This is a genomic window from Paenibacillus daejeonensis DSM 15491 (assembly GCF_000378385.1).
Classification (GTDB): Bacteria; Bacillota; Bacilli; order Paenibacillales; family Paenibacillaceae; genus Paenibacillus_D; species Paenibacillus_D daejeonensis.
Window position 1 is genome coordinate 201,829 of sequence record NZ_KB899659.1, and the last position, 13,296, is coordinate 215,124.

Consider the following 13,296-nt stretch of genomic DNA (forward strand, 5'->3'; position numbering starts at 1 on the left):
TCACGATTCAGCACCGAAGCATAGGCTTACGAAGCAACGTTTTCTGCGAAAACTTCTGGGGTTGCGAGAACCTGCAGAAGGAGGAGCGGAGTGTAGGCAAACCTACATGAGCACCGGACTTCAAGGGTGAACGCAAGATTCGATGTCGAGTTAGCTTCCTGTTTCCTTCGTGATCAATTGGGGACTTTTTGAACAACCTCTATTAATGAAACTCGAGCAGATCTGCACGTTTGAGCTCATCCATATGAATCTCTGATAGCTCTTCGAGGATCGACCTGCCCTCGGATGTCAAAAAGATATAAATGCTTCGTTTATCATTCGGATTGGGCTTGCGCAGTACCATCCCGATTTCCTCGCAGCGCTGGATCAGCTCTACACAAGCATGAGGGGTAATCTGTAAGCGCTCTGCAAGTTCAGTCGGCGTAGCATATTCACGATCCGGGAATCCCATAATCGATAGCATCAACTGGTGGTTTTGCGGGGTAAGCCCCTTGCTGCGTGCTGCTTCTTCGCTGAAACGGATAAATTTGCGGATGCGATAACGAAACATCGCCAATTGTTCATAGATTTCCTTAGGCAATCGATCAGCCATGAGCCATGCTCCTTCAATGATGGAATGGGGCCGGTTGAATGCCCGGTCTTATCTCTTAAGTGTAAAGGATATTCCGGCTAAGAACAAACCCGGGAGGGAAATTTTTGAGATACAAGCCTTTTATGTAAGGTAACATGACATAATCTATTGACTTTAATCGTAATACGATATATATTGAGCTTAATTATGTGAGGTAAGCTGGTGATTAATGATGACAAAAGCTCGTGTTCGAACGGTATGTCCCTATTGTGGCGTCGGTTGCGGCATGATTCTGGAAACAGAAGGCGATCGTATCACCAAGGTATCGGGGGACAAAGACCATCCTGCCAATAAGGGCAGACTGTGCACCAAAGGCTCAACAAGCGCTGAAGCCATTATGATTGATGGACGTTTGCATCATGCACAGATCAGACCTGACAAACAGGCGGTGCGAGTCAATAAGCCGATGCAAGAAGCTATCCGACAAACCGCAGAAGGTCTGAGAAGCATCCTCGACCAGTATGGGCCGGATGCTGTGTCCTTTTATGTATCGGGACAGATGTCCCTGGAATCGCAATACTTGATCAATAAATTAGCCAAAGGCTTCATCCGCACTCAGCATCTGGAGTCCAACTCAAGGCTGTGCATGGCTAGTGCCGGCAGCGGATATAAACAATCTCTCGGGTCTGACGGCCCTCCCGGTTCCTACGAAGACATGGATCAAGCCGACTTGTTCTTTGTGATTGGCTCCAATATGGCCGACTGCCACCCCATCCTCTTTCTTCGTATGATGGACCGCATACGCGCAGGAGCAAGATTAATTGTCGTCGACCCCAGGCGGACGGCGACCGCAGACAAGGCCTCCCTATTCCTGCAGATCGCTCCCGGCACTGATCTGGCTTTGCTGAACGGGCTGCTGCATCTCCTCGTGGAACAAGGAAGCATCGATGAGGCCTTTATCTCCTCTTATACCTCTGGATGGGAGACGATGCCGGCCATGCTGGCCGATTATCCGCCGGAGCAGGTAGCCCGCATCACGGGGATACCGGAGGCGGACATCCGCAGGGCCGCCCAGTGGATCGGCGAGTCTGGCAACTGGATGAGCTTATGGACCATGGGATTGAACCAGAGTACCCATGGGACCTGGCATACCAACGCGATCTGTAATCTGCACTTGGCTACCGGAGCAATCTGCCGCCCCGGCAGCGGCCCTTTCTCCTTGACCGGACAGCCCAATGCCATGGGCGGACGCGAGATGGGGTATATGGGACCCGGCCTGCCTGGCCAACGCTCTGCCCTATCGGCAGCTGACCGCAGCTTCGTGGAGCAGCTCTGGGGTACACCCGAGGGGACTATTCGATCCGCAGGCGGCAGCGGTACAGTATCCATGTTTGAGGATATGCGAGAGGGCAAGATCAAGGCGTGCTGGATCATCTGTACCAACCCGGTAGCCACTGTGCCCCGCCGCAGCAAGGTGATTGAAGCACTGGAACATGCAGAGCTGGTAGTGGTCCAGGATGCCTATCGCGAGACCGAAACGACCGCTTACGCCGACATCCTCTTGCCTGGCGCGCTCTGGGCAGAGGCTGAGGGCATTATGATTAACTCAGAGCGCAACCTGACGCTCATGCAGCGGGCCGTAGCTCCGCCTGGCGATGCCATGCCAGACTGGCAGATCATTGCCGAGGTGGCCTGCGAAATGGGCTATGCCGAAGCTTTCACCTATGCCAGCAGTGAAGAGGTATTCCTGGAGCTCCGCCAGGCCTGGAACCCTCAGACCGGATATGATATCCGCGGCGTCACCTATGATCGCCTGAGAGAACAGCCGGTTCAATGGCCTTCGCCTGAAGGCGATACCGAGGATCGACATCCGATCCGGTATTTGAATGATGGAGTCAGCCAATCGCTATATCAACCTTCAAAGGACCATCCGCCTCGGCTTGCATTTGCTACCGAAGACCGGCGTGCCCGATTCTTTGCCCGGCCCTACATGCCTCCTGCTGATCTACCGGATGAGGAGTTCCCGCTTGTTCTCAATACTGGCAGACTCCAGCATCAATGGCATACGATGACCAAGACCGGAACCGTTGCCAAGCTAAACAAGCTGAACCCTTCGCCGTTCGTGGAGATTCATCCAGAGGATGGCAAGCGTCTGGGCATCCAGGAAGGCGATGCGGTTGCCATTACATCACGCCGCGGCAAGGCGGTATTGCCTGCCGTAATGTCGGACCGTTCGCAGATGGGCTCTTGCTTTGTCCCCTTTCACTGGAATGACCGATTTGGGCAAGAGCTGGCGATTAACGCAGTCACCAGTGAGGCGATTGATGAGACCTCATTTCAACCGGAATTAAAATATTGTGCGGTCTCCCTCACGCGGGTAGCCGTGGAGAGTGCCGCCGGACAACGTGCGGAATCAGCCGCAATCGAAGAGGAGGAGATCGTCATGGCTAAAGTAGATGCACTGGCAGCAATGCTGGGAATCGAAGCTTCACCTGATCTAACGCTGGATACTCATGAAAAATGGTATGTGGCCGGATTTATCAATAGCCTGAGAACCGATGAAGAACGCTCTGGGCCAGGCGTACCTGTGCTTCCGGAGAGCGCCCCTCTGGAGGCTGCCAAGCGATACTGGCTGGATGGCATGCTCGCAGGCATTTACTCACGCACCTATCCCCCCGCCCCGCCTACTGGACGATTGGCGCCAGTTATGCATCCTGCTTCTGAGCCCGGCAAGCCCCCCGTGACGATTCTGTGGGCTTCCCAGACAGGTAATGCTGAAGGCGTAGCTACGGCCTGTGCTGCACGACTTCAGCAGGCAGGGCATGAAGTTCGTCTCGTAGAGATGGATAGCTACGCGATGGGAGACCTTCCCAAAACGAGACTGCTGCTCGTCGTCGCCAGCACCTTTGGCTCAGGCGAACCGCCAGATAATGGGACAGCGTTCTGGCAGCTGCTGCAAGCCAGCAACGCTCCCAAGCTGACCGGCGTACGCTACGCTGTGCTAGGCATGGGAGATTCAAGCTATGAACAATTCTGCGGGTTCGGCCGCCTGCTGGATGCCAGGTTGACTCAACTGGGTGCTGAACGGCTGTGCGAACGGCTGGATGCCGACAGTGATTACGAGGATCAGGCCGAGAGCTGGATTTCTTCTCTTGAGCCGCTGCTGGTAGAACACATGAGCAAGGACTCGTCCTCCACTGTTGTGACCTATACACGGAAGAAGCCGCTACTGGCATCGCTTAAATCTTCACAATTGCTGCATACGGGTGTCTCCGACAAGGAAACACGGCAATATGTATTCCACCTTGAAGCTTCAGGCCTTTCTTATGAGCCCGGTGATGCACTCGGTATCTGGCCCACCAATTGCCCCGAGCTTGTAGAAGAGCTCCTAGCCGCAACAGGTCTTACGGGACGGGAGCTTGTCTCCGTCAAAGACCGGGGTGAGCTGCCTCTCGCTGAAGCGATGCTGAGACATGCCGAACTCACCCGCATCACGCCGGCCATCCTCCAGTATGTCACCGAGCAAAGTGATCATCCTGAGCTCTCCAGGCTGCTGGAGCCAGCTCACGCTCCCGAGTTGAAAGCCTGGCTCTACGGCAAGCAAACGGTGGACCTGCTGCTGCATTATCCGATTCGGCCGGACGCTGCCTCCTTCTTCGCGGTATTCAAGCCGTTGCAGCCGCGGTTGTATTCCATCTCTTCCAGCAGCAAGGCACATCCGGGTGAGGTACATGTCACAGTGTCGACCGTAAGGTACACCTGCGGTGACAAAACCCGCAAGGGCGTCTGTTCCACCTTTCTTGCCGACCGAGTGGATACGGGCGGCGAAGTGCCTATCTTCGTTCAGCCCAATCCTCATTTCCGTGTGCCTGCCGATCCCGAAGTCTCTGTCGTCATGATTGGACCAGGCACAGGTGTAGGCCCGTTTCGCGGCTTCCTGGAAGAACGCAAGGCGACTGGTGCTCAGGGCAAAAACTGGTTATTCTTCGGTGAACAGCATGAAGCCAGCGACTTCTACTACCGTCTAGAGCTGGAGCAGCTGCAGGCCGATGGTTGGCTAACCCGCCTGGACACGGCTTTCTCGAGGGATCAGGATGAGAAAATCTATGTACAGCATCGGATGCTGGAGCATGGTGCCGAGCTATGGTCCTGGCTCAAAGAAGGGGCACACGTGTATATTTGCGGCGATGCCTCCTCCATGGCCAAGGAAGTTGACGATGCCTTGCGTACGATCATCCGGGAGCACAGTGGCATGAGCGCCTCCGAATCCGATACGTATCTCAAAGTAATGGCTCAGTCCCGGCGCTATGCGAGGGATGTCTATTAAGCCAACGCTTTTTTTGACAGCACAGTGTTAGTGTTAGACGCTGACATCACAGCGTGTTCAGCCATGACAATCCCGCCTGCGCCCGCAACCGCCAGCTATTGCGAATCGCGTAGCTGCGTCTCGGCGCGGCTGAACCCGGCTGCTCCAGTCTACGCTTGATTAGACGAATGATCCCAAGGTGGTCGCTGGCCACATCCACGATGCCATTCATTAATCGGCACTCGGGCAAGTCTGTGGACACAACGGGCTTGCCCGCTGCCAGGTATTCGTATACCTTCACCGGATTGGCAGCCAGCGTGACGGGTTGAGGCAGAAACGGGACCAGACAAATATTCAGGTGTGCCAAATAATCCGGAAGTTGGTGATGCGGCTTGAAGCCTAGATAGCGAAGGTTCTGGACATGACCTAATTCATAGCGGCGGCCCATTGTATCTCCAATCACCACAACCTCCGCTCCCAAACCACGAGTACCAGCAATTCGTGCCAACAGACCTGCATCCACCCATGGCGCCCAAGCTCCGATAAACCCGATTACTGGCTTGTCTGCTGGCGGAAGATCAGCCGGTCTCTCCCCTCTGTATGGCGAATCGGAAGACAGATGTAGTCCCATATCCTCGTCATACCCGTTACGCAACAGCAGCCGCGGCTTCTCGGGATAGAGACGGGCTAGCCGTTGATCCAATCGCCCGGATGAACAGACGATGGCATCCGCTATCTTGACCATCTCTTCTTCCTGCGGATACCACTGTGCGAAGTCATCCACACAATCGTAGATAATCCTGTCCGCCTCATATCGCGTAAGATTGCTTGCCAAGGCAGGCCATGTGCACCAGACAATCAATTCCGAAGCGTCGCGTCGAACGCTGGCATAACTCTCCTGCATCCATTTGTCATGATCGTATACCAAGAATAAGCCAGGCTCCCCCACAAGCTCCCGGTCTGGTTCTCCCACTTTAGTTGTACGGTTGCAATAATAGACGGTGCAGCCTTGTCTGGCAAATTGCTTCATGAGCTGCTGAGGGCGCTGAGTCATCCATTCCCAGTCAATAATCGGTGGAAAAATAATGGTGCGCATACACGTATATCCCCCTTTCCGCATATACCTATATCAACAATGTGTCCGTGAAGGAGCAGATCATGCGGATATTTCTGTTGAATGCCCAGCAGGCCCACACCTCTCCCGCAGCAGCCGTCTGCAGATCCTCGACAGAACCGATAGATGTGGTTGCACTTGGCCCGAATCCTGCCCAGCGGCTGAACGCCGAGTTAGCTGGTCTGAAGGACCCATTTTTCATAATATTACGTGAAACTGATTGGTTCACCGAAGATTTGCTAATCTTCTTGTCAGGTTGGATTGCTGAAGCGAGTCCAGAAACACCGGGATTGGCCTTGATTCCTGTCAATGGCACAGGCGAACCGCTGCCTGTCGTATGGCGCACTTCATCTGCTAGGATAGCAGGCTTCACTCCCCCGCCTACCCTTCCATGGCCTGAATTGGTTTTGACTGATGCATACGAACGGATGGGCGGCGCGCATAGATGGACTACAATGCCGTTTCCCAAGCTGAAGCTTCGTCGATCCATGGTAGCAGGAGCCCACAATAAGAGAATTGACAGGCTACGACCGTTATTGCGGCAGACGCCCCCTTGGACCGGTGAGTTCATCACACCCCAGATTAGCATTGTGCTGTGTACCTATAATGACTGCGAGGTTCTACCACTGGCACTGCGCAGCGTAATGGCGCAAGAGTCAAATCAATGGGAGCTTATCATCGTGGACGATGGATCAGAGGATGCGACAGCAGCTGTCGTGGCGCCTTACCTGGAGGATAGGCGCATACAACTGATTCGTCATGAGGACAACAGTGGCAAGAGCCGTGCCCTCAACAGCGCACTGCGTTATGTCCGTGCTCCCTGGCTGCTAGAGCTTGATGCTGATGACTGGCTTGCATCTAACGCCGTGTCCGGCTTGCTGCACCATGCGGAAGCCGCCTCCGAAGAGACGGCCCTGATCTACGGCACATATGAAGAATGGCGTGAACAGCCAGACGGATTGCTGCGCTATGCAGGGAGCAGATCACCTGCGCCTTCCCAGGCACAACTGCTAGGGAGCGGTTATCCCGTGGCGCCACGTCTTTATTCGACACGGCTGCTCCGTCAATTGGGCGGATGGCCTGCAGACGATCCGGAACAAGGAAGGCTGTTCGAGGACTTCCGCATGCTCCTGCGTCTGAGCACCCATTACCGCTTCATTAACAGCCGATTGAACTGCTATCATCGCCGGGTCCGCCGATCCAGTATAACCGCCCGCCATACCAGCCGTTTTGCAGATTGGGCAGCGTGGATCACTTCCAACGATCTCTAAGCGGACAACAAACGGAAGTAAGTTACATTATCCAAGAGCAGAGTTAGCCGCTCCGTCGGTTCAATATAGGATGGATTCTCGGCATCGACCGTGCAATATCCCGACTCTGCTGCGACCAGTACCCCTTCCACGAATTGATTGGGCAGGAAGACTTCAATGCGGCTGCCGATGCGCGTCTCCAAAAATTCATATAAGTTCATCTTTTCTGAGCCTCCTATTGTACCACTGAGATTGTTAGAATCGAACGGATTGGAATGAGAACTTCATCGCCCGACGGTTCTACTACGAGAATGAAGTCGGTGCCGACAAGGCTTAGTACGCCAGTGATTACACCGGCTTCAACTGTGACATTGACCGTCTGGTCCAGCAGCGATTCGAGGAAGGCGATAACCTCCGGGTCGATAGCTCCTCCCGGGTCGCCCTGCGGACCTTGTGGACCTTGTGGACCTTCTGGACCACGATCACCCTCTCGACCGCGCGGCCCGCGACGGCCTTCCTCACCACGCACACCTTGAATGCCTTGCAGACCTTGAAGACCTTGGGGTCCGATAGGTCCCTGCTCTCCGGGATGGCCTTGCGGACCTGCTGGCCCGATCGCCCCTGCAGGCCCCTGAGGTCCAACTGGACCTTGTGGTCCTGTTGGGCCCTGCAGACCAGGCACGCCCTGGCTGCCTCTAACCCGTTTTACATGGATATGCCGTTTACCGTGGGTGCGGGATTTGCATTTTTTTCGTACACTGATTTTTCGTTTTAAGCCAGATGCTGTCCGGCAGCGTTTCACTTTTGTTTTGCGATGCGGGTGCTTCTCGCATCCTGGTTTGACGATCTTAACGATAATTTTCTTCTTGCTGCGGACTTTGCGCTTCTTCGTGGGCTTGCATAGCAGTGTTCGAGAACATGCCATAGGGTAATGCACCTCTTCTCTGAGTAATAGTCCCATTGTATGTCGGTGACCGCGTTACGCAACGGGACAAACGCTCAATTTGCCGCCTCCAGACGCTTGCCTACACCTTGACATGCAGGTGTTGGCGAACGGCTTCTACAATCGCATGATAGCGTGTTGTCCAGTTCTGTTCACGGAGCCATTCCTCATTTGCTAATGCATCAAATGGCGTATCTTCAGAGAGGACAAGCGGGAGCAGACGACGCCATTCATTCAGACCTTTGCCTATCCACACATGCGGGACTTTGCGCACTTCTGGCAGATCGGTGGCGATTACTTTTTTGCCGCTTGCCAAATACTCATACATTTTCACTGGATTTGCGGCTACGGTAATCTCGTTAATCTTGAACGGAATTAGGCAGACATCGAAGAAGTGCATCCAGCGAGGCAACTCCTGGTACGACTTATAGCCTACATAATGAAGATTGGGAATCGAACGGTCCACCTTGGCTGCATACTCGACCCCAACAATGACAAAATTGACGGAAGGAAAACTGCGCGCGAGCTGATGAACAAGCTGCTGGTCCACCCAATGCGCCCACGCCCCTACAAATCCAGCAATCGGTCCTTGCAGCTGCAGCAGCTCCGTCGGCTTATCAGGAGCTGTTGTACGGTATTGTCCAAAATGCTCCAGATTGCAGCCATTCGGCACCAGGCAAGAGGGTTTGGTCGGATATTCGCGTGTGATTTGGCGCTGCAGGGCCTTGGCGCTCGTAATTACCAGATCTGCACGCTGCACCATTGGCCCCAGGTAGGGCGCCCACTCCGGAATATCGTCCACGTAATCGTAAATCAGCAGATCGGGCTGATATTGCTCTACGAAGCCGTGCAGCTTGGACCAAGATGTCCACACGATGATGCGCCTGCCCTGACGCTTGAGCTCGGGGATACACTCACGAATAAAGCCAATGTTGTCGTGTACCAGATTCAATTTGGGCTGCAAGGTCTCTATTTCCATTCCCGTTTGTTGCGTTTTGTTGCAATAGTACACTTCATGTCCATGAATGGCGAATTGCTCCATCAACTGCTGCGGCCGTTGTTTCATCCAGTTCCAATCAATGGTGGGCGGGTAAATGATAACTGTAGGCCCCACTCCTGATGCAGTAAGGGGATAGGATTGCATCGGCAAAAACATAGGCTGGATATCGGCGAATTCCGTGCTGACAGAGCTGCTCATACGCTCCCTCCCTTGCCATATTGGGTATAGATGCGCTCCAGTTGATCCGTACAGGCGCGCAAATCGTACGATCTGGCGATAATTCGTCTGCCTGTTGATGCCAACTTAGCCCGGGAGTCATGATCTCGTGCGACTTTCTCCACTTCACGAATCAGCTCCTCATCGCTCATGGGTTGGAATCCGCTAACCGACCCAAGAATCATATCGTGGGATTCTTCATCAACCGGTCCGGCGAATCCATCCCGCATCCCGTACACAGCGGTTCCGCAGGCCATCGCCTCCATGGCCGCCCTCCCGCAGGCCATCACCAGATCCGCAGCTTGCATATACGGGGTCACATCCTGGCGATGACCCGCCATCTGGATTCTCAGGTTGCTCCCCCGCTGTTTTATGGCTTCATTGGCTTTTTCCTGCACCTTATCTCCATGGGCACCCGAGCCGACAATCAACAGATTGAGACCTCCGAGGCGGTCTGCGATCCGGCTGGCACAACGGATCAACTGCATCACCGCATGCTGCTTGCCATCTGCGAGTCTGCATACGGTCACGAGCGTGAAGGCGTCGGGCAGCAAGCCCCTTCGCTGGCGAAAGCTCCTGGTCACTTCAGCTGGCGCCGGGGCAAAGGCGGCGAGATCGATGCCATTGGGAATGACGGATACTTTTTCGGGATGAGCAGCGGAACGCAGTAGGAGCCGACTCACACGTTGGTCCACGGCAATGATTCGGCAAATCTGGCTGCTCGCCTGGTAGCCGGTAGGCGAGCGATCAATTCCAAAATCGTACCGGCCATGAATCGTCACAACAAAAGGTTTGGGATTGCGACTGACTAGCGCGGCCCCCTTAACGATCGCGGTAAACGGATGGGCATGCACAATGTCTGGATTGTAAGCTTGCATAACCGCATCCATATCGAGCTTGGCATCCCACCTCATGGGATGGAAACGCTCCTTCTTGTCTTCAATTGCCGCCAGCAGTTCGGGGGCGATATTGGCCGCTGCGAGCCGGATCTCGTAGTCACGCCTCAGCAGTTCATTGATTTGCGATACAATGTGTGTTTCCAATCCCCCCGCTATCAACTGATCGGCAAGCAGCAGAACCTTCATGTCCAGCCTCGACCTCCGATCAAGATAACGCTCCAATAATCTCTGCTGCGCGACGCTCATACGTATGATGGGTATGAACATGCTGCATGCCTTGGGCTGCAATGGTCGCCCGCGCTTCGTCTCGAGGCAGATAGTAGTTCATGAGCTCTACCGTCTCCTCGTAACTAGCGGACCACACGAGATGCTTGTGATTCTCGAACATCGCTTCAATGGCTTTCGTTTTCTGCGTAAGGAGGAAGCCCCCGCAGCCCAATACCTCAAAGGTACGCATGGATTGCATGGTGACAGAGTCGACTATTGAATGCAGACCAAGGACCATTTTGGCTGAGCTGTACATACTTCCCGTCCGTTCATGGGCCAGATAGCCCTTGTGTACTTCTGCCGGAATTGAATAGGCATGTGCGGGGTTGCACCAATCCATGCCGTAGACCGCAATATTGGCGCTGTGATCAATGAATGGCTGGATAATATAGCGATAAGCTGCAATGCGTGGCGCAAATACGTTGTAATTGTTGCCGATATGAACGGCATCGAGGCTGGCCAATTGAGAATCAACCGGCTGTCTGAAGTAATAATCCGGATCGATCGCAAACGGAATGCAAATCACGCGATATCCCTGCCGGCGGTAATTGGGCATCATCTCCTGGCAAGGGGTCAGACTGAGCACGGAACGAGCCGCCCATTCCATCGCCATGCCATCATTGGCTACGGGGTCCTCGATGGCCCAATAGATATGGGGAATCGACATCTGCTCCAGAACGGGGAATATCATCTCCCGATGCGTCACTCCGGATTCTGTGAATATATAATCCGGTTTGAAGGTATCGATTTTGCGACGCAGCCCTTGTTCTGTCTGTTCTGGCACTTCCAAGCGGTCGGTCGTCCACCCGTGTTTCTCAAAGCCGGGCTGCATGCCGTATTTAATAATCGGTGCCGGATTGGTGAACAGAATCTTCACACCGCAGCCTCCTTTTGCTTGCCGCAGACCTGATGGTCCGGGTTCTGTGTTATATCCTATTCTCCATGTTTGTCATGGCAACGGCGTGAGCCTGAGGTCTGTAAAAACACAAACAGGCGATGCCAACCCAGAGGTTGACATCGCCTGTATTGCGTGTGGACTTGAACTAAAAGCGTCCGGATCGGAAAATCGCAAAAATCAGCCAGATAAATAAAACGAGCGCGACCACAAACCCGATCTCGATGACCGGAATACGCCATAGCATCGTGTTCGAGTCGCTTAGGGCCGAGCCGATGATCAGACCGACCATCACAATACTAAGCGAGAGCAGCACGATACTGAAGGACAAGCGATTGCTGATCCGGTCCATTTTCTTCATTAGATCCTCGACCTGTGGCGAGGCTACTTCGATGCGCAGCTTACCTTGCCGCAGCAAGGAAGACATCTGTTTGAGACTAAGCGGTACATCGCTGATCAGGTCCAGATAATCAGGGAGGTCCTCCAGCCAATTCTTCACCATCTGACGCGGACTGAGGCGCTCCAGAAGCAGACGTTTGCCGAAGGGCTCAGCCACATCGAACACACTGAAGGCGGGATCCAGCGACGATACGACACCTTCCATTGTCAAAAGGCACTTGCCGAGCAGTGTCATCTCTGCAGGCATTCGGATCCGGTGCCGGAATGCGATAGCAAATAAATCATTGACGGATTCGCCGAGGCTGATCTGATTCAGCGGCACTTTGTAATATTTCTCCCGCAACAGGTCTACATCGCCGAACAACAGATCCTGATCGGCATCCTCCGGAATCACACCCATATGGGAGATGGCACGGATGACGCCCTTTGTACTTTGGTTGCGCAACGCAATGACCAACGAGGCAAAATGCTTCTTCATACTTGGCGACAGCCGGCCTACCATGCCGAAGTCCAGTAGGGCCAAATCGCCATTCTTCAATGCGAGCACATTCCCGGGATGCGGATCTCCGTGGAACAGCCCTTCTACCAACACCTGATGAAAGATTGTCGATGCGAAGCGCTCGGCCAGTTTCTTGCGGTCCAGACCAGCGGCATCCAACTGCGTATGCTGAGTCAGCTTGATTCCTTCGATGTAGGACATCGTCAGGACTCGCTTGGTGGAGTAGTCCCAATGAACATCAGGCACGTGGATGTGCTTCAGCTTCTTGGCCTGATCGGCAAACCGTTCCATGTTGCGTGCTTCCGCTGTATAATCCATTTCGCCGCGCAGTGCCTTACCCAGCTCCTCGATGATATCCCCCAGTCGGTAATTACGCGCCCAATCGAGCCGATGCTCTGCCATTCTGGCCAGATCGGCGAGAATCTCCAGGTCGGTCTCGACAGCGTTATGTATGTTCGGACGCTGTACCTTAACGGCTACCGGAGTCCCATCGAGAAGCTCAGCATGATAAACCTGACCAATCGAAGCAGAAGCTATAGGGAGCTCCGGGAAAGAGCGGAATAGTTGCTCTACCGGCGCTCCCAGCTCGTGATGAATGATCGCCGAAGCCTCCTGGTAGGAGAAGGGCGGCACGTGATCCTGAAGCTTCTCCAGCTCCTGCAGGATATCTGCGGGCAGCAAATCCGGTCTGGTGCTTGCAATCTGTCCCAGCTTGACAAAGGTGGTGCCTAGCTCCTCAAGCAGGAGCCGTAGACGCTCGCCTACGCTCTTATTGTGAAGCTCCTTGCGGTCCTCACGCCTCAAGAACAGCAACTTGTCGGTAATCCCCATCTCCTGAGAGACATAGCCAAGGCCGTTGCGCGCAAAAGCGGTCGCGATCGTCCGGTAACGCTGCAAATGTCGAATCCGCTTCCCTGCACTCATCGCCTAGCTCCTC

Annotated in this window: 10 protein-coding genes; 2 read left to right on the forward strand and 8 right to left on the reverse strand. The window is 54.2% G+C overall.

The annotated features are described in order from the left end of the window. Positions 1 to 202 precede the first annotated feature (202 nt). The gene (locus tag F556_RS0100920) at positions 203 to 592 is read right to left on the reverse strand and encodes a MarR family winged helix-turn-helix transcriptional regulator (protein WP_020614996.1); all 390 of its coding nucleotides are present in this window, start codon (positions 590 to 592) and stop codon (positions 203 to 205) included. A 208-nt stretch (positions 593 to 800) separates the two neighbouring features. Here F556_RS0100920 and F556_RS0100925 point away from each other — a divergent pair, with 208 nt between their 5' ends. Continuing rightward, positions 801 to 4,898, forward strand: coding sequence for a bifunctional nitrate reductase/sulfite reductase flavoprotein subunit alpha (locus F556_RS0100925; RefSeq protein WP_026297027.1), 4,098 nt, complete (start codon positions 801 to 803; stop codon positions 4,896 to 4,898). A 46-nt stretch (positions 4,899 to 4,944) separates the two neighbouring features. On the opposite strand, the gene F556_RS0100930 is transcribed toward F556_RS0100925, so the two are convergent. Further along, on the reverse strand, positions 4,945 to 5,973 hold the full coding sequence (locus F556_RS0100930) for a glycosyltransferase (RefSeq protein ID WP_020614998.1): 1,029 nt from the start codon (positions 5,971 to 5,973) through the stop codon (positions 4,945 to 4,947). A gap of 62 nt (positions 5,974 to 6,035) precedes the next feature. Between F556_RS0100930 and F556_RS35990 the strand changes: the two genes are divergently transcribed. Continuing rightward, positions 6,036 to 7,262 carry a glycosyltransferase family 2 protein gene (locus tag F556_RS35990; protein WP_020614999.1) on the forward strand — a complete coding sequence of 409 codons (1,227 nt, stop codon included), beginning with the start codon at positions 6,036 to 6,038 and terminating at the stop codon, positions 7,260 to 7,262. Here the strand turns inward: F556_RS35990 and F556_RS0100940 are convergent. The 6 genes from F556_RS0100940 to F556_RS0100965 form a co-directional block, all read right to left on the reverse strand. Continuing rightward, positions 7,259 to 7,462 carry a hypothetical protein gene (locus F556_RS0100940; protein ID WP_020615000.1) on the reverse strand — a complete coding sequence of 68 codons (204 nt, stop codon included), beginning with the start codon at positions 7,460 to 7,462 and terminating at the stop codon, positions 7,259 to 7,261. The two genes, F556_RS35990 and F556_RS0100940, sit on opposite strands and share 4 nt — an antisense overlap. Before the next feature lie 14 nt (positions 7,463 to 7,476). Then, positions 7,477 to 8,166 carry a hypothetical protein gene (locus F556_RS39015; RefSeq protein WP_281167876.1) on the reverse strand — a complete coding sequence of 230 codons (690 nt, stop codon included), beginning with the start codon at positions 8,164 to 8,166 and terminating at the stop codon, positions 7,477 to 7,479. Positions 8,167 to 8,266: 100 nt separating this feature from the next. After that, positions 8,267 to 9,382, reverse strand: coding sequence for a glycosyltransferase (locus F556_RS33005; RefSeq protein ID WP_020615002.1), 1,116 nt, complete (start codon positions 9,380 to 9,382; stop codon positions 8,267 to 8,269). After that, entirely contained in the window at positions 9,379 to 10,485 is a 1,107-nt protein-coding gene (locus F556_RS0100955) for a glycosyltransferase family 4 protein (protein WP_020615003.1), read from the reverse strand. The genes F556_RS33005 and F556_RS0100955 overlap by 4 nt, the downstream gene beginning before the upstream one ends. A gap of 19 nt (positions 10,486 to 10,504) precedes the next feature. Then, positions 10,505 to 11,443, reverse strand: a complete 939-nt coding sequence (locus tag F556_RS0100960; RefSeq protein WP_020615004.1) for a CgeB family protein — start codon at positions 11,441 to 11,443, stop codon at positions 10,505 to 10,507. 166 nt (positions 11,444 to 11,609) lie between these two features. After that, positions 11,610 to 13,283 carry an AarF/UbiB family protein gene (locus tag F556_RS0100965; RefSeq protein WP_020615005.1) on the reverse strand — a complete coding sequence of 558 codons (1,674 nt, stop codon included), beginning with the start codon at positions 13,281 to 13,283 and terminating at the stop codon, positions 11,610 to 11,612. Positions 13,284 to 13,296 lie beyond the last annotated feature (13 nt).

Bases quoted from the DNA above. Each gene is read 5' to 3' on its own strand.
- F556_RS33005 (WP_020615002.1), bottom strand. From the start codon at position 9,382: ATGAGCAGCTCTGTCAGCACGGAATTCGCCGATATCCAGCCTATGTTT.
- F556_RS0100930 (WP_020614998.1), bottom strand. From the start codon at position 5,973: ATGCGCACCATTATTTTTCCACCGATTATTGACTGGGAATGGATGACT.
- F556_RS0100925 (WP_026297027.1), top strand. From the start codon at position 801: ATGATGACAAAAGCTCGTGTTCGAACGGTATGTCCCTATTGTGGCGTC.
- F556_RS39015 (WP_281167876.1), bottom strand. From the start codon at position 8,166: ATGGCATGTTCTCGAACACTGCTATGCAAGCCCACGAAGAAGCGCAAA.
- F556_RS0100940 (WP_020615000.1), bottom strand. From the start codon at position 7,462: ATGAACTTATATGAATTTTTGGAGACGCGCATCGGCAGCCGCATTGAA.
- F556_RS0100965 (WP_020615005.1), bottom strand. From the start codon at position 13,283: ATGAGTGCAGGGAAGCGGATTCGACATTTGCAGCGTTACCGGACGATC.
- F556_RS35990 (WP_020614999.1), top strand. From the start codon at position 6,036: ATGCGGATATTTCTGTTGAATGCCCAGCAGGCCCACACCTCTCCCGCA.
- F556_RS0100920 (WP_020614996.1), bottom strand. From the start codon at position 592: ATGGCTGATCGATTGCCTAAGGAAATCTATGAACAATTGGCGATGTTT.
- F556_RS0100955 (WP_020615003.1), bottom strand. From the start codon at position 10,485: ATGAAGGTTCTGCTGCTTGCCGATCAGTTGATAGCGGGGGGATTGGAA.